The 17,440-nt window shown below is 39.6% G+C and carries 17 protein-coding genes; 10 read left to right on the top strand and 7 right to left on the bottom strand.

Annotated elements, in window-relative coordinates; all coding sequences use genetic code 11:
- Position 1 precedes the first annotated feature (1 nt).
- On the bottom strand, positions 2–1,228 hold the full coding sequence (locus AC1M9A_RS09070; RefSeq protein WP_481596196.1) for a hypothetical protein: 1,227 nt from the start codon (positions 1,226–1,228) through the stop codon (positions 2–4).
- 348 nt (positions 1,229–1,576) lie between these two features.
- Between AC1M9A_RS09070 and glyQ the strand changes: the two genes are divergently transcribed.
- From glyQ to AC1M9A_RS09045, 5 genes are all read left to right on the top strand, one after another.
- Positions 1,577–2,554: a glycine--tRNA ligase subunit alpha gene (glyQ, locus tag AC1M9A_RS09065; RefSeq protein ID WP_035264216.1), complete on the top strand. Its 978-nt coding sequence runs from the start codon at positions 1,577–1,579 to the stop codon at positions 2,552–2,554.
- Positions 2,554–4,623 (top strand): glycine--tRNA ligase subunit beta, encoded by a 2,070-nt coding sequence (glyS, locus tag AC1M9A_RS09060; protein WP_481610069.1) that lies wholly within the window; start codon positions 2,554–2,556, stop codon positions 4,621–4,623. The genes glyQ and glyS overlap by 1 nt, the downstream gene beginning before the upstream one ends.
- Before the next feature lies 1 nt (position 4,624).
- On the top strand, positions 4,625–5,218 hold the full coding sequence (locus AC1M9A_RS09055; protein WP_481610068.1) for a DUF6036 family nucleotidyltransferase: 594 nt from the start codon (positions 4,625–4,627) through the stop codon (positions 5,216–5,218).
- 4 nt (positions 5,219–5,222) lie between these two features.
- Entirely contained in the window at positions 5,223–5,609 is a 387-nt protein-coding gene (locus AC1M9A_RS09050; protein ID WP_481610067.1) for a hypothetical protein, read from the top strand.
- Between the two features lie 360 nt (positions 5,610–5,969).
- Positions 5,970–6,359, top strand: a complete 390-nt coding sequence (locus AC1M9A_RS09045; RefSeq protein WP_481610066.1) for a hypothetical protein — start codon at positions 5,970–5,972, stop codon at positions 6,357–6,359.
- Positions 6,360–6,554: 195 nt separating this feature from the next.
- On the opposite strand, the gene AC1M9A_RS09040 is transcribed toward AC1M9A_RS09045, so the two are convergent.
- Entirely contained in the window at positions 6,555–7,088 is a 534-nt protein-coding gene (locus AC1M9A_RS09040) for an HPP family protein (protein ID WP_481610065.1), read from the bottom strand.
- 96 nt (positions 7,089–7,184) lie between these two features.
- Between AC1M9A_RS09040 and AC1M9A_RS09035 the strand changes: the two genes are divergently transcribed.
- From AC1M9A_RS09035 to AC1M9A_RS09025, 3 genes are all read left to right on the top strand, one after another.
- On the top strand, positions 7,185–7,724 hold the full coding sequence (locus AC1M9A_RS09035) for a TetR/AcrR family transcriptional regulator (protein WP_481610064.1): 540 nt from the start codon (positions 7,185–7,187) through the stop codon (positions 7,722–7,724).
- Between the two features lie 500 nt (positions 7,725–8,224).
- On the top strand, positions 8,225–10,243 hold the full coding sequence (locus tag AC1M9A_RS09030; protein ID WP_481610063.1) for a CocE/NonD family hydrolase: 2,019 nt from the start codon (positions 8,225–8,227) through the stop codon (positions 10,241–10,243).
- Positions 10,244–10,616: 373 nt separating this feature from the next.
- A complete protein-coding gene (locus AC1M9A_RS09025; RefSeq protein WP_481610062.1) occupies positions 10,617–11,249 on the top strand; it encodes a hypothetical protein in 633 nt (210 codons plus the stop codon).
- A 110-nt stretch (positions 11,250–11,359) separates the two neighbouring features.
- Here the strand turns inward: AC1M9A_RS09025 and AC1M9A_RS09020 are convergent, their stop codons facing one another.
- The 3 genes from AC1M9A_RS09020 to AC1M9A_RS09010 all read right to left on the bottom strand — a co-directional run bounded on the left by AC1M9A_RS09020 (position 11,360) and on the right by AC1M9A_RS09010 (position 14,692).
- On the bottom strand, positions 11,360–12,313 hold the full coding sequence (locus AC1M9A_RS09020; RefSeq protein WP_180028624.1) for a 2-hydroxyacid dehydrogenase: 954 nt from the start codon (positions 12,311–12,313) through the stop codon (positions 11,360–11,362).
- Positions 12,314–12,383: 70 nt separating this feature from the next.
- A complete protein-coding gene (locus tag AC1M9A_RS09015) occupies positions 12,384–13,124 on the bottom strand; it encodes a TetR/AcrR family transcriptional regulator (RefSeq protein ID WP_092766779.1) in 741 nt (246 codons plus the stop codon).
- Positions 13,125–13,429: 305 nt separating this feature from the next.
- On the bottom strand, positions 13,430–14,692 hold the full coding sequence (locus AC1M9A_RS09010) for a hypothetical protein (RefSeq protein WP_481610061.1): 1,263 nt from the start codon (positions 14,690–14,692) through the stop codon (positions 13,430–13,432).
- Positions 14,693–14,813: 121 nt separating this feature from the next.
- Here AC1M9A_RS09010 and AC1M9A_RS09005 point away from each other — a divergent pair, with 121 nt between their 5' ends.
- Entirely contained in the window at positions 14,814–15,587 is a 774-nt protein-coding gene (locus tag AC1M9A_RS09005; RefSeq protein WP_481610060.1) for a class I SAM-dependent methyltransferase, read from the top strand.
- Between the two features lie 53 nt (positions 15,588–15,640).
- Positions 15,641–16,216, top strand: a complete 576-nt coding sequence (locus AC1M9A_RS09000; RefSeq protein WP_481592251.1) for a hypothetical protein — start codon at positions 15,641–15,643, stop codon at positions 16,214–16,216.
- A 49-nt stretch (positions 16,217–16,265) separates the two neighbouring features.
- Here the strand turns inward: AC1M9A_RS09000 and AC1M9A_RS08995 are convergent, their stop codons facing one another.
- Together AC1M9A_RS08995 and AC1M9A_RS08990 are read right to left on the bottom strand one after the other, a co-directional pair.
- The gene (locus tag AC1M9A_RS08995; protein WP_180028899.1) at positions 16,266–16,703 is read right to left on the bottom strand and encodes a protease inhibitor I42 family protein; all 438 of its coding nucleotides are present in this window, start codon (positions 16,701–16,703) and stop codon (positions 16,266–16,268) included.
- 78 nt (positions 16,704–16,781) lie between these two features.
- The gene (locus AC1M9A_RS08990; protein WP_481610083.1) at positions 16,782–17,351 is read right to left on the bottom strand and encodes a hypothetical protein; all 570 of its coding nucleotides are present in this window, start codon (positions 17,349–17,351) and stop codon (positions 16,782–16,784) included.
- Positions 17,352–17,440 lie beyond the last annotated feature (89 nt).

Below are 17,440 nucleotides of genomic sequence, written 5' to 3'. Positions count from 1 at the left end.
TTTATTTTGCAACACCCAACCAAGTGAATTTTTGTGGTACGGCATCTAGCTTGATACTGCGTTCAATCTTGGCCGATTTCAAATCAATCTCATGAATCTGTTTCGTCACCACATTATTGATGAAAACACGATCTTGCTGACCATGCGCAATCAGCGCTGCCTTCTCTATCGCTTCTGAACCTTGCTCAATCACTTGAATACGATGTTTCACTGTCCAAGACTCAGTATCTAAAATCACCAATTGCCCCAATGAATCGAGTATCACGAAATAATCGCCAGATTGGCTATACGTCTGCTGAAGACGTTTCACATTGGTATCTTTCTCAGTCCATGGAATTTGTTGAACCAACTTATTTGCACCATTGATAATGAATAAATCAGGTGTAGCGGATGCCAATCCAACTAGCTCTTGCGCATTGGCTTGACCAACGACTGTACCAATACGAACGTCCAACTTAATCTTCGAGTCTTTAAAAAGACCTGCAACACCATGCTCGACAAGCAATACGCCGTCTTCACAGCCAAATGCACTATAACCTTTAACCGATGAAGCCCCGTGCAAACCTGGACACGTATTTTCTAAATTATTTTGACCATGGAAATGATCACCATGCAGTTCGTAATTTCTCACCACACTTGCTAATGTTTCGCCTGATCCTGAATATGAACTCAATACATACTCACCCAACGGTTCAGCTACACCATGATGTTTAAATGGCAGCTTTTGCGATGCCACATTTTTTGAAGCGATTCCTGCATCTGTAAATACATCAAATTTTGATGTTTCAGTCTCGCTACCATCATAAAAAATAGCAGCCTGACCATTAAAATTCCGATAATGCGTAGGTGCAGCACCATTGAGTTGGAAGTTCAATAACTGAGGTGAAGCAGTTCCCTTATCACTTAAACCGCTGTCATAAAAATTAACAGTGCCACCAACTCGATCCATCAAGATGCCATAACGTGAACTGGGACTGCTATGTAACGCAAATGGCATCGTCTTCAGTTGTTTAACATCGATGACTTTTTGCTGTTCTAAATCGAATAAACTCAATTCTGGTCGATCGACTTGATCATTGATGATCAAAAGTCTCCCCTCTTGATTTACCACAGTTGTTGGTTTTTCAGGCGGATTATTCTGATTTGATTTGTTGTTATCACTACCACCACAAGCTGTCAGTAAAATAGCTGAAAGCAAAATGCTGATCTTTGGTAATTGGTTTTTCATGGAGATCATCTCTTATTATGACAATACATTACACTTGAAATGTTATAACATAACATTTATAGCATAGTGATACAGAGATTCAAAGATTTATTCATTATCTCCGATGGAATATTCCCAATGAGATGCCAAAAATTAAAGTAAAAATGAAATCAACTGAGGTTTATTTCATGCCATCTGATTAAAAACTTCGACATCTAGGAAAGAACACTACAAATGTCGTTCTGCTCCAAGTATGCAAACTTTTTAGCAATTGAGTTGGCCGCACAAATTTATGGACTAACCTTTGCCACTCCCTGCTAAAGTCCTTATAATTGAGCGCAATTTTTCTCTAATTTTAAGTGGAAGACCATGAGTCGCGCCATATCGCATATTGATACTTTCCAAGGCTTAATTCTTGCCTTACAAAACTACTGGGCGGAGCAAGGCTGCGTCGTGTTACAGCCTTACGACATGGAAATGGGTGCAGGTACATTCCACACTGCAACTTTCCTACGCGCATTAGGGCCTGAAACTTGGAATGCTGCATACGTTCAACCATCACGTCGTCCGAAAGACGGTCGTTATGGTGAAAACCCAAACCGTTTGCAACACTACTACCAATTCCAAGTGGTACTTAAGCCAAACCCAGACAACATCCAACAGTTGTATCTTGACTCGCTTAAAGCGATCGGAATTGATCCCTTGGTACACGATATTCGTTTCGTAGAAGACAACTGGGAATCTCCAACGCTTGGCGCGTGGGGCTTAGGTTGGGAAGTATGGTTAAACGGCATGGAAGTGACTCAGTTCACTTACTTCCAACAAGTCGGTGGTGTTGAGTGCTACCCTGTTACTGGAGAAATCACTTACGGCTTAGAGCGTCTTGCAATGTACTTGCAAGGTGTAGACTCAGTTTACGATTTGGTTTGGACTAAAGGTCAGTTTGGTACAGTGACTTATGGTGATGTATTCCATCAAAATGAAGTTGAACAATCCACTTATAATTTTGAATACGCACCTGTTGATAAACTGTTTGAACTCTTCGACTTCTATGAAACTGAAGCAACACGTTTAATCGAAGCAAAACTTCCACTTCCTGCGTATGAGCAAGTGGTTAAAGCGTCGCATAGCTTTAACTTACTCGATGCGCGTGGTGCGATTTCTGTGACAGAACGTCAGCGTTATATCTTACGTGTACGCACATTAGCGCGTTCAATTGCAAATGCTTATGTGGCTGCACGTGCGGAACTTGGTTTCCCAATGGCAGAACCAGCATTACGTGATGAAGTATTGGCACAGTTAAAGGCACAAGTTGAAGCAGAAGCAAAATCTGAGGAGAGCAAATAATGTCTAAACATACCGTTTTGTTCGAATTAGGTTGTGAAGAACTTCCACCAAAAAGCTTAAAAAAATTACGTGATGCACTGCAAGCTGAAACTGTAAAAGGCTTAAAAGATGCAGGTCTTGCATTCGACTCGATCGAAGCCTATGCAGCACCACGTCGTCTTGCCCTTAAAATCGTAAACGTTGATGGCGCGCAAGCGGACACGCAAAAACGTTTTGATGGCCCTGCGAAACAAGCAGCGTTTGATGCTGAAGGTAACCCAACTAAAGCGCTTGAAGGCTTTATGCGTGGTCAAGGCATTACGGTTGATCAAATCTCGACTTTCCAAGCAGGTAAAGTTGAAAAAGTTTGCTACTTAAAAGACGTGAAAGGTCAAAGCCTTGATGCTTTACTTCCACAAATTTTACAAAATGCATTGGACAATCTTCCAATTGCGAAACGTATGCGTTCTGCGGCAAGCCGTACTGAGTTCGTACGTCCTGTAAAATGGGTGGTATTGCTTAAAGACAACGATGTGGTTGATGCAACAATTCAAGATCACAAAGCAGGCAACGTCACTTTCGGTCATCGTTTCCATGCACCTGAAGCAATTACTTTAACGCATGCTGATGAATACTTAGCGAAGTTAAAAGCGGCTTACGTTGTGGCAAACTTTGAAGAGCGTCAAGCAATCATTGACGGTCAAGTCAAAGCTTTAGCTGATGAAGTAAATGCGATTGCGATTGTACCTAGCGACTTACGTGACGAAGTGACTGCACTGGTTGAATGGCCTGTTGCGCTTCGTGCAAGCTTCGAAGAACGCTTCCTTGCTGTTCCTCAAGAAGCACTCATCACAACAATGCAGGACAACCAAAAGTACTTCTGCTTAGTAAATAGCGACAATAAACTACAACCGTACTTCATTACTGTGTCAAATATTGAGTCGAAAGACCCGACACAAATTATTGAAGGTAACGAAAAAGTAGTTCGTCCACGTTTGTCAGATGCTGAATTCTTCTTCTTACAAGACCAAAAACAACCGCTTGCTTCTCGTAAAGAGAAACTTGCGAACATGGTCTTCCAAGCAGAATTGGGTACGCTTTGGAATAAGTCTGAACGTATTGCAAAACTCGCTGTAGCACTCGCGCCTATCACTGGTGCAAAAGCGGAAGATGCTGAAAAAGCTGCGCTTCTTGCAAAATGTGACCTAACGTCTGAATTAGTGGGTGAATTTCCTGAACTTCAAGGGATTGCGGGAACTTACTACGCACGTCTTGAAGGTGAAAATGACGAAGTGGCTGAGTCTTTAGGTGAGCAATACTTACCGAAGTTTGCTGGTGACGTTTTACCAAAAACTAAAACAGGTACAACGATTGCCCTTGCTGACCGTTTAGATACCTTGACGGGTATTTTCGGTATTGGTCAAGCGCCGACAGGTTCTAAAGACCCGTTTGCGCTTCGTCGTTCTGCAATTGGTATTTTACGTTTAGTGACTGAAAACGAGCTTGATGTCTCGATTGAAGATTTGATCAAACTTGCACTTGCTGCTTATGGCGATGTATTGAAAGATCATGATAAGACACTAAATGATGCTGTTGCATTCCTTGAAGGTCGTTACCGTGCCAAATACGAAGACCAAGGCGTAGCTGTAGATGTGATTCAAGCGGTTCAAGCGTTGTCACCAAAATCACCACTTGATTTTGATAAGCGTGTAAATGCGGTAAATCACTTCCGTGCATTGCCTGAAGCGGCTGCGCTTGCTGCTGCCAACAAGCGTGTTGCTAACATTCTTGCGAAAGAAGCTGCACCTGAAGGCGCTGTGGTTGAAGCAAACTTGGTTGAAGATGCTGAGAAAGCATTGTTCGCTGAACTTGCTAAAGTTACACCAGTCGTTGAGCCATTATTTGCTGCGAAAGACTATACTGCAGCGTTATCTGCTCTTGCTGCACTTCGTGCGCCTGTAGATGCGTTCTTTGATGGTGTAATGGTCATGGCAGACGATGAGAAGTTGAAAGCTAATCGTCTACGCTTGCTTGCTCAACTACGTGACTTGTTTACGAAAGTAGCAGATATTTCAGTGTTACAGCACTAACATGACCATTTATAGTGATTCTCCAATTGCTCTAGCAATTTTCGAGCTCTTCTCAGAGCTCGAAAATTGGATAGTAGAAAACTACTCTGATTTACCTAATGGTGCAGTTAAAGCATTTATTTTTGGTGGGTGTGCTTTTCACATTCATACAAATGCTCGTGGTAGTAATGATATAGATGCAGAAATTCAAGCTATTAAGCAGTTACGTAAGGAGGATATATTATTATTTTTAAAAAGTAATGATGTTGAATATGTAGATAACGATAACCTTGAAACTAATCTAGAATTTGATCCCGGATTCAATACTAGTTTAGCATCCATTGATCCTGACTATGATAAACGTATAATTCCGCTCGTGACAGGAAAGGTAGTTGAGGTTTATTTAGTGTCAGGCCTAGACCTAGCTGTCTCGAAGTTAGCTCGCCTATCTGATCGAGATATCGAGGATATTAAAGAGCTCTTTCTTCGAAATAAGTTCACACTTGAAGAATTTGAAAAATCAGCGAATAATGCTATGGATTACTATGCAACTCCGCAACAGTTAGAATCTAACATCAACTACATGATTTCAATATTGTCAGAACTCAGAGATTAATTGTATGGATCAAGCAGACTTTGAAAATGCTTTGAAAAAACTATTAAAACGTCCATTAACATCTGCAACATTTGCAGAGGTTCGACCTGTGGCTGAAGCATTACTCTATTCAGAGTTTCTACCTTCCGTCACCGCAAATCTTAATCCTCTAGAAAAGCGTCGTCTTGTTTTTTTACTCGAAAAATTTAGAAGATACTCCTGCTCTAGTGTATACAGAAGGCAACAGCTTAAATCTTTTTCACAAGCATTGAATGTTCAATATTCTTCTAGTGTTGAAGACACAAAAAAATTAGTCGATCCTTTAGCTAAAAAATTTGGCTTGAATGAAGATTTAAATCACTTAAAACCTCAATTACTCACATTACAAACTAGACACTATTCTCACGTTTAGGTAAATCCACTCCGTTTTTTTAAATAAAGATCACTCAATCAATCTGCCAAAAAACCAAAATAAAGTATTAAAAGTAATATGCAAAAAATGAATTCAGGATGAAAATAAGAACCTTACTCTCCCCTAATTATTGAGACTCTTCCACCAGTCATCACCGAAATTTTGGTATTTTCAGGCGTTCAACGTCGCTTTTGGCTAGATTTTTCCAGTTCTATCACGATTATTATTTTGGTGCTTTTATACAACCACATACTGAAAAAAATCAAACCATACAACTTAGCACTTCATCTCAAAAAATATAGGCATCTCCCTATATATTCCATATACTCAACCTAACAATACTCAACAAGAAACAATCCTATGAAATTCCAAGGAACGGTATTTATTTCTCTTATCGCTGTATTTGTTAGCGCTTGCTCAACAGCTCCATCAAATCCAAATACCCCTATCGTATTAGAACAACATAAAAACATTGCTGTAGAACCTGAAACTCAACACAATATTGCTCGCCTCATTAAACAAAAAGACAACTGCCTCATCGAATTTACAGGCAACTTTGAAACAGGTAAAGCCACTGAATACTGGTTCTTCCAAGGAGAGCAACTGATTTCGGCTCATTCAAATTTAGATGCTGATGTCGAAAACAAACAAACCGTATTTGATATTCAAGATTCGGTGAAAAAATCCAACTTCAACGCGCTAAAAAACCACTTTAAAACGAAAAATCTTCAACAATGTGAACATTTCTAAGACTCTAAAAAACCATTCATCTGATCACTCATGAACTACAACAGCACAATTGGCTAAAACCAACTGTGCTTTTTTTATACGTGGGGAGTATAAAGTGACTCGACCAGTGCAAAGTCTCACAAAAGATAGGTTTGAGTGAAAGGCTATCTCAGGTATTTTCACATAAGATTAAAAAAAGAATGATGCAAATTTCAATCATGGCTTGGATTTGATTATACCTAAACCGTAAAGTGGCCATTTATGATTAGGTTTAATATTATTCACAACCATCGCAATCACTACTAAAGCCACAGATCCTAAAAGCACAGGAAATATGAGGAAATTCCATCCATAGCTGATTGAATCTGCTGTTAATAAAATGACCAATGGATTTGCTCCAGCTGGGGGATGCACACATCTAAAAAATTGCATTAAGGCAATCGCACACCCAACTGATAAAGCTACAGTCAAAATCGAATCAGGAAAGAATTTAAGAAAAAATAGACCGATAAAAGCAGAAATAAAATGACCAAAAATCACATTTCTAGGTTGAGCTAATGGCGACTGTGATACTGCATAAAGAATTACACAAGTTGCGCCAAAAGGCGCCATGATATAAATATTTCCCGTTAATTTACTCAACAAAAGTAGAAAAAAAATACTAATTGTTCCTCCAATAAAGCTCCGAATCATTTCGTGCGGTTTAGGAAAAGCAGTAAGTTTTTCTTTTCCTTCAAAAATTGAAAGCATACTGATATCGCCTTTTTAATATTGTTTTAAAAGCATAATACAGATAAAATAAAAATAGTACAGATCTGTACTATTTTTATTTTCAGGATTGCAAGGATGTCAAAATCAGCATTAAAAATTCTTGATACAGCAGAAAAACTATTTAACCAAAATAGCTTTGTTGGCGTAGGTGTAGACTTAATTCGAGATCAATCAGGGTGTTCGAAAACCACGATGTACACGTACTACAAAAATAAGATGCAGTTGGTTGAATCCGTTCTCAAAGCTCGTGATGAAAAATTTAAAGAGAGTTTGTTTCAATATATCGGCAAATCAGAAGATCTTGCTGCAATAAACAAAATTTTTGATTGGCATATGCAGTGGTTTCAGCAAGACTCCTTTAAAGGATGCTTATTCGTTAGAGCTGTTGCTGAATCGAACCAAGACGATAAATCTATAATCTCAGTTGCTCAAAATCATAAGCAATGGATAAAAGAATTAATATCAACACATTGCTTGAATATGGGCCGACAAGACTTATCGGAATTAATTTACACACTAATAGAAGGATTAATTAGCCGATTCTTGGTAGATGGATTTGATCCTCAACTTGGTGCTCTGATTAAGAAAAATATAAATCATCTATTAGAGGAATGACTTTGATTTAACGCTACGCATATTTTGCTTAAATCAGTTTTGCTTCAGATATCAAAGTAAAAAAATTTGATTAATCACGATTTTTTCATAAAGGTGAAAGTCTCACATAGCGCTGAGTTTCTACAGTTTCAATAAAAGCTCCTGATTGGCATAAATGCTCACAATTCATAATTTTCTTTAGAAATCAGATAGAAGAAATATCTTCTAAATTATGATTAATTTATATACAGTTGTATTTTTTAAACTGACCCAATCAATATTTTTTTATATTAAAAATAAAATACTTAATCAAAACATCATTGCCAATCCGACAAACAGCAAGACCCCAACTTGTTAGTTAAACTAAACAGTGATACAACATCAAAGCCTAATCTGAATTATCTTTTTTGATCAGATTAGGAGACATAAAAATAAAATGAATGGAACGATTTTGCTTTATGCATATTTCATTCTTCACTCAAGCACTACTAAAAAAATGAAAAACAAAAAGGAATTATGTAATGAAGTTGCTAAATTCTTTCTATGCTGCTGTTGGCATCGGTGTCACGATACTTGCGACCACCATTGGCATAGCGAATAAAACAATTAATCCAACTCCAAATGTGACACCAGACTTAAGCTATTTAAGTCCTCAACCCGACCCGGTGACCTCCCCAGATGTCACACTCCCAGGTACTCCCGTTGCATTAAAAAACACCCGACTCGGAACTAGACAATCTCCGAATCAACCTCAAGTCCCATTACTTTCCAATGCCAATGCTCAATGGCAATTGTATGATCGACCTGCTGAATATCCTAAGTCGGTGACCTTGCCAGCACAGTGGATTACCATGCGTGATGGAACGCGAATCGCCACTTATGTCACGCTCCCTGCGGATGAGTCAGGTCGTCCTATCAATGCAAAATTCCCTGTGATTGTTATTCAAACGGCCTATAGCGCAGGGGTTGCAGGTAAGGTTTCAGCAATAGCAGGTGGTGCAGACCCTGAAATGGTGAAACGTGGCTATGCAACAGTCGTTGCAGATGTTCGCGGAACAGGTAACTCTACAGGCAAGTGGGAAGCTTTTGGCAAAGTCGAACAACAAGATGCTTATGAAATTATTGACTGGTCAAGTAAACAAAGCTTCTCTGATGGAAATGTCGGCTTATATGGCGTTTCTTATTTAGGAATCACTGCGATGCTGGGTGCAGCGACACAACATCCAGCAATCAAGGCAGCGTTCCCAATCGTACCTATGGGTGATGCGTACCGCGATATTCTTTTCAATGGCGGGCAGCTAAATACGAACTTCATTCCACTTTGGATGAGTTTAATTACACTGTTGGGTACTTTACCGATTGATACCTTGGTGCAAGACCCGATTACTGGAAAACTGACCGCACTCGACAAAATTATTAACAGTACAGAATTCCAAATACCGCTTTTTGCCAATGCTCTAAAAGGCAAAGCTGATGCATTTGATAATGACTTTTGGCAAGAAAGATCGCTGTTAGAACAAGCCAATAATATTGAAGTTCCGACTTTTATTGTCGGGGGAACACGTGATTTGTTCCAACGCAGTGAACCGCTTTGGCATGAAGCATTAAAAGGTCATACAACTGTTAAAACCTTCATTGGCCCTTGGGCACATATTCAAGCAGCGCAACTTTTCCCAAGTTTGCCTAAAGGTAATGTACCGCGTTTAGACAAAATGCAACTTCAATGGTTTGATCAATATTTAAAAGGCATCAACACTGGCGCTGAAACTCTACCTAATGTCACACAATGGGTGCACGGTTATGAAGATTATGTCGTCAGTACGGATTGGCCGCATGTAGCATTAGAACCTGATCGTTTATTCTTAAATACACGTGGAAACCTTGCAAAAGATCGACCAACGTCAAGCTCTGGTGAAAACTACTTATTACAAGCACCAACTTTCGGTTTATGCTCAAGTACCGTTGAACAAGTTCTCATTGGTGCAACATCTATCCTACCGTTCCCATGTCTGGAAAATAGCAACTTAGCGAATATTCCTGCTTCGGTCTTTAACTCAGTACCTTTAACTGAAGACTATTATTTAAATGGGCCAATGCAAGCTGACTTGTGGATTTCATCCAGCTCTAAAGACAGTGGTTTAGTCGTACGTGTATCCGATGTGGACCCAAGAACGGGCAATGCTAAAACATTAAGCACGGGTATTATCACAGCGTCCATGCGTAAAGTTGACGAATCACGTTCTCGTTATATCAAAGGACAAATGATTCAACCTTGGCATACATTTAAAGCATCGGATATTGAGCCTTTAGAAAAAAACAAGCCAGTCTTGGTCAATGTTGAGATTCCAGCAACTGCTGCGCTTATTCCTAAAGGACATCGTATTCAAATTTCGGTGGTTTCCAGTGATGTATGGAAAGGCGTTGCCCCATTACCAAGTTTAACTTCATCGCTTTTGGGATCGATTTCGATCTATTCGAATTCACAATACCCATCCAGCGTGGTTTTACCAAAAGTCCCGACTCAATATCTGAAGCATTGATTTTTAGATTTCTTATAGACAGCGTCTGAGCATGAATCCTTGCTCAGACTTTTTTATGTTGAATATATTGGTTTGATCAACACCTGTCTTAGAATCGGAGGATAAACTTTACTTTTAATTTTATTGTCCACGATCCAATGCACACAATTTAGTGTTGTATCCTAAAAGCCTTTAAGCGATGCAAGATGAATAAAAATTGTAGCTTTAATCATTAAAACTGCCGAAGCACAACGTTACAGATACATTTCAACATTGAAACAGCCCCATCGCTCATGTAGTTTGCTTGAAAACTGATAAAAAATTCAAAAGTTTTGTACAGATGAGGCGATTGAGTCACAGCGCCACCCATACAGAACCGAGAAGAGGATCCTTCATGAATATAATGAAAACGATGCTGGTAAGTTGTATTACGCTATGCTCAGCAACTACATTTGCTCAAGACTCTACTTTAACAGGCAATAATCCTGCTTACGGTGACAATCCAAATTTAGCCAAAGTACTTGCAGTCAAAGCACAAGAGACTTTACAAAATACAGCCAATACCGTTGATGATGCGACCAAGCGTGGTATTGCTAAAATCAAACCATCCGTCGATTCAGCTTGGCAAAACACCAAAGAATTCACCAATGAAAAAGCGGTTGCATTACGTGACGGTGCTCGTCAAGGCGTAGATACAACTGTTAAATCTGTGCAGCATGTTAAACAGAACCTCGTCGGTGCAGGTGGTGTTCCCATCGAAAGAGGCAGTTTGAGTCAACCTAACCCAACGACAGCACCTGCTGCCATAGCCTCACCTGCTCCAACTACTGCATCGGTCGCTTTACCCATTCAAGAAAATTCAGTCACCCTTGAAACTGCGCAATCAGCCAACACCACGCTAGCAAGTCTAAATCAAGCACCTGAAGCAGAACCGACCATTCAGCGTCAAAGTGTTGCTTTACCTAATAGTGGAGCTACCACCTCTAGTCCAGCTGTAGATGACAGTGATGCAGGTGTCCCACGTTAAACCCTGTCGTTTTATTCAAACCTAAGTGGAGTTTATTTATTAGGTTGAGTTTATTTATATCTCTTCAAGAAAAAAGGTGCTTCTCACAGCACCTTTTTTATTACTTAACTTCAGTTAACTTGACGGATCGGTTGACCCGCCTTAAATGCAGCTGCGTTTTCCTGTACTTGTTGCACAATGCGTTGACGTGCTTCAACGCTTCCCCATGCGCTGTGTGGTGTAATAATGAGATTAGGGATATCCGAATTCAATAACACATTGCCTTGCTGAGGCGGTTCTATACTCAATACATCAGTCGCTGCCCCTGCGATTCTCCGATTGATTAGTGCTTCCGCCAATGCTTGTTCATTCACAATGCCACCACGAGCACAATTAATTAAATATGCACTTTCTTTCATTAGACTGAATGCTTCTGCATCAATTAAGTCGCGTGTTGTTTCAGTCAATGGACAATGTAAGCTAATAAAGTCTGATTGACGCAGCAAGCTTTCTAAACTGACACGATCAGCGGCTGCAGGTCGTCCTGGTAAATGAGCCACAATCACCTTCATACCAAAGGCTTCAGCCAATTTCGCTACGGCTTGACCAAGTTCACCATAGCCCAAAATCCCTAAGGTCTTACCATTCAATTCAGCAATGGGGAAATCTAATAAACAGAATTGTGATGCTTTATTCCATTCACCCGCACGAACTGCACGATCATATTGAATAAAAGACGTTGCCAAGTTCAGCATCAACATCATGGTATGTTGAGCTACAGCGGCAGTACCATATGCCTGACAGTTACATACCACAATGTTTTGAGCTTTTGCTTGGATTAAATCGACATTATTGGTGCCTGTGGCTGAAATTAAAATTAATTTAAGCTGCGGTCGTTGTTGCATCATGTCTGCCGTAATCACCACTTTATTGGTCACCACCACATCTACATCCGCAATGCGTTCAAGCACTTGATCTGGATCAGTGCGCTCAAAGAATGTTACCTCATCAAAGACTTGATACCACCCCGAAAAATCTAAATCATTCTGATCGAGAGAGAATTGATCCAAAAAAACAGCTTTCACGTTGAACCTCAGCAATATTGATCTGCATTTCGACTGCAAGATTTTCATGATAATTCAACTGATTGTAAGCTTAATTGTAAGTCAACAATAGTTGATTTGACTGGTTTTTTGTCTCAGATTGCGTCGTTGCTGCACGCTGTGCTTTTAGGGAAAATTGATCTTCTTTTAGTGCATTTAAATATGCAGTCGCCAAACGATACGCCTCTTCACAAATACGTTCAGAAATCCGATCTTCTGTGTAATAACCATGTTTCATACAAGTAAAGATCATTTCAATAATGATCAACATACTGTCAGGTTGTTGCGGTAAATAATCATCTACCCGAATTGCTTTAAGTGCATCTCTTAAATCTTGACTGAACTGTTTGAGTTCCATTTGATGACGTAAATACACTTGTCGGTTCAGTGGACCTGACAATATTAATAATCGTGCCACAGCAGATTCATTATAAAACTTGGCAGTGGTTTCAATCACAGCTGCAGCCACCATTCGACCATAAGCCGCCATACTTTCGTGCGGATGTTCGCGTATGACGTTTAAACCAGCTTCCTTGAGCAAGCTTACTAGTTTCTGCAAATGCAACTGTGCCATATGATGCAACAGATCATATTTTGTCGGAAAGAACTGATAAATACTCGCTCTTGGAATGTTTGAAGCATTGGCAATTTCAGGAATTGAAATTGACTCTAAGCCCATTTTAACTAAAAGTTTTTCAGCGGTTTGAATCACCTGCATAACACGACGATGTGTACGCGATTGTTTTGGAGGATTCATTCCTGTTTCAGTTTTTGCAATTTTCTTTTTATTCATTTGTCCCACCTAAATTCCATTTATATGGGTTTTTTTGTGCTCAAGTAGACACGTGAAAGATGCATGAATATTCCGATATTCATGAATACATCATCATTTGAATCATTCAAATTCGTTATATATTGCCTGATCTTAGCAACGAAACAGAGTCATTCCGTCGCTTTCGTTACAAAATAAACACGGGTAAATTTTAAACAATATCACTTTTTATGACAGATTGAGACCTATCACACACTCTATCTTTTTTACTTAAAGATAAAAAAAGCGCCGAAGCGCTTTGATCAATAACTATGAAAAATTCAGCCTTACTCCACTGAAAATTTTTCTGCTTCACCAACAGTATCTGATTCAAAAATACAGTTTCCTAACTCATCGCAGTGCATATAGAGATGCTTATAACTGATGCTAAAGAAACCTTCGCCCTTTTTCACAATCAAAGGGCTCATATCCGCACTGAGCGCATCATCCATTTTGATCAATTTGGTGACACGGCGATCATTCATACAAATGAGATAGTGCTGTTTTTTAATTTCAATCTGGGCCAATCCAGTACTTTCCACATGTAATGGAATAATATATTTACCATTAATATCAATCACATGTTGTTCATAGCTTTCTAGTTTTTGGGTGATCACGTTAAAGACCAACACTTTGCCAAAGCTGTCATGAAGTTGTGTTTTATTTTCAAACGGCAAATGAATCGAAATACCGAGCTTTTGTAGATCTTGCTCATCAACTCGTTTATTGGTCAGCAAAATACGGGTAATCGTCTGTTTAAGACTGGCATCAAAAAAGCTACTGTCTAGTTGTAAATCGATGGTTTTTAAAATATTTCCCAATGCTTCATTGTGAGTGCCAAGCAGATGTGCGATCACGCTTCGATAGTAAAATTTACTGTTCTTTTTAACTGCTCGAATCTGGCGATAAAAGTAGGTTGCATCAAATTCATGTTCAATAAAATCATGCAATAACGCAGAATTTGCTAATACAGCAACCGCATCATGGCCTGTATAAGGTAAATGTAGTGTATTGAGTTGAGGAATAAGTGGCTTAATCTTTTCATAGTGCTCGCGATCCAGATCAAAGTAAGGATCATAAACCACGATATATTCTGCATCGGACGCAATATCTGTCGCGTCAATTTGCATGTCAGCATTGACGTTAGGATCGTAAAAATCAGTATAACGGCGGTCTTCGATTTCAGCAGGATTAATTGAATATTGTGGCACCATAGAGATCACACGTGCTGCGCCCAATAGCTTACTGTACTTAATCGCTGCGTAGCCGCCCATAGAACCACCATAAGCCACGACACGCTGAAATTGATTCAACAAAGGTGATATTTGCTCGATTAAAGCGTGCATGCTCTGTGATGGGAACCATGACTTTTGTTTTGGCATGATACCTATGACATTGTAGTCATATTTGGCTAAGGATTTTTCAGCATTAATGGCATTGCCTTTGGCACGACTGATCAAGTCACCAAAAGAGAGAACCAATGTTTCTGTTGTTCCTTTTAAATAAATTGCTCTGATGTGTTCGTCTTCAAATACTATTTGCTTATCCATTGCAATTCCAAAAAAGGGTTCTCATCATCTGGTTTGCAAAATGAATCAATCGTTCACTTGCTTACATCACATTGTCGGTGTCATATTTTATAGATACTGTTCAGATTAAAAAGCGCAAAATATGACACATTCACTTCATCCTGCTGCTGAAAATGGGTTTAGTTCTGCGGCTGAACTTTATCAACAAGTCCGACCAAATTATCCACAGGCTATCGTCACGTGGTTGAAAGATGAATTGAATCTTCATCCTGATGCAGTTGCGATTGACTTAGGTTCAGGGACAGGAAAATTCCTGCACTATCTAAAACAAGTCACCTCGAACATAATCGCCGTTGAACCGATTCCAGCAATGCTCGAACAATTGAAAATAGTACATCCTGAGGTGAAGACACTACAAGCATCAAGCCATCAAATTGCGCAATCAACGCATAGTGTTGATGCTATTTTATGCGCACAGTCATTTCATTGGTTTGCTGAACGACAAACATTGCAAGAAATGCATCGCCTTCTTAAACCCCAAGGGCATTTAGGTCTAGTCTGGAACCAACGAGATATCTCAGTGGATTGGGTCAAAGCATTGGCAGATTACATCGCACCTTTTGAGTCCGATACGCCACGCTTTCATAGCAACCAATGGCAAAATGTATTTCAGCAGCAAGAATTATTTGAATTCCAAAGTTTAAGCACCTTCACTCAGCATCAAGTCGGCAGTGTTGAACAGGTCATCAGCAAACGACTCTTATCTACCAGTTTTATTGCGGCAATGTCAGCGGCAGACCAAGCAAAAATGAAGACAGCATTTGAATCGATAGTATTTGAACATACGGGACTCATGCTCCATGATGAAGTTTCCTTTCCTTATATCACTTATGCCTATCACTATCGTGCGCGATAAACTAAACTTAATCTCGATCATTCATTAAAAAAACCAACAGAGGATTGACTCTCATGACGGCAAATCTTCACCCTATTCGACTTTCGATATTTGCACTCTGCTTGAGTATGCCTTTCATGCTCATTGGATGCCAAAAAACAGAACAAAACCCTCAGACCGAACAAAAAGAATCCGTTGATCCATCTGTTGAATTGAAAACACAAATTGAAGCACAGCCGATCAAATCGTTTGAATCCACTCCAAATGACGCACATGACGTTGCTTTGCTGAATCAATATGATCAAAGTTTTGAGCAATTAAGTGATGAGCTAGACGCAGAACTTCAGCAATTAAAAGCAGATGGCAATTTAAATGCGGATATGGAGTTTCAGCGTAAACGAGATCTCATTCAGTCCTCCCTCAATATGTTGAAAGAATTAGATCTTAAGACGGAACAAGGTAGATATATTCAAGGCTTATTTTATCAATACTGGGAAAATCAGATTGAGGTCTATCAAGAGCTCGAACAGTCTCCCGAAGATGAACTTCGAAATCCTAAAGATGCAATTCGAAATATGAGTGATTATTATACTGCGAAAGCCCAACTCCAACATTGGAGTCAAAATACTAGTGTCACGAAAGAACAATAGCGTACATAGTAAAAGTACAACACAATTTTAGAAACAGTCTTCTGCCTGCTTAAGAAATACGTACTCGACATTGCCACGATGTTGGGGCATCTGTTTGAGTACGGTCTTGAGCAACTTCCCAAGGTCGCACATACGCCAATTCAATGAGTTCCTGACCAGGCTTTAGCGCAGTCAGCTTCACTGTCTTTTCACCTCCAACGCCTACCATCGCTTTTGATTTTTCAGTCGCCAAATATTGTTCTTCAACTTTAAAGAGATGAAGCGGTTGCATAATTTGCCATTGATAACCCGTACTTGGATTTTCTGCTGCATTAAATTCTAAGGTTTCACCCACTTTCATCACCAATAGTGCAGGACAATTTTGCTGATCAGTATAGTGATGGGACTCCGCTTGCACTTCAGAGACTGGATTTTGACATGCGGCAAGACTACTCCCGAGTACGCCAATACATAAACTTATCCATAAGGATGTCTTGCCAACGCTCATGATCCCACACTCTCATTTATCTAATGATCAAAACTTTGAGCTGAAAATCATTTCAAACTCATCAATCTCAAATCATATTTAAATATTTCGCTTTTCTAACCATTCAATTGATTCGACACGAATTAATTTGCATGCACCATCGCCGATACCATTCCAATCCAAAGCTGACTTCCACACCAAATCTTTGGCATTGATTTGCACCAATTCCCCTTCTAGGCGCACCAGATCACCACGTTGAACTTTCTTAATTTCTTTCGCAATTTGTGGATTAGCCGGGATAATGTGCATGTTACTCACCAACTGTGTTGCTAAGCGTGGGTGAATCGGTGGTTTTGCCATTTTCCAATTTAAATAGCGGTCATACTGATTAATCGAAATTTGTCGTGCAATTTCAGGTTCTGTGAAAATACCGCGGGTCACTGCATAGTCGATGGGTGAAAATTGGGCTTGCGGATCATCGGTATATTCTTTCGAACCAAGAATACGAAATTCCCCTTCAAAAGGTTCCAATACCGAAATTTTTTGATCTGCCGAAGCTGGGGGTAAACCATTGGCAATATTAAAGTCGCTCGACTTCACACTGGCAGAGCTATAAGCCGAAACACCACCAAGGGCGATACATAATGCGAGAACTAACTTTTTCAACAGACATCCATCCTTCTTTCTAAGTGTCAAAAACAACTCAACAGCAGCACATACATCTACTATGGACAACATCCGACTGAATTGTATTTAAC

It is taken from the genome of Acinetobacter sp. ANC_7634, from assembly GCF_056779875.1.
The sequence above is the reverse complement of the archived record's forward strand: the minus strand, read 5'-3'. Positions and strand labels throughout refer to the sequence as shown.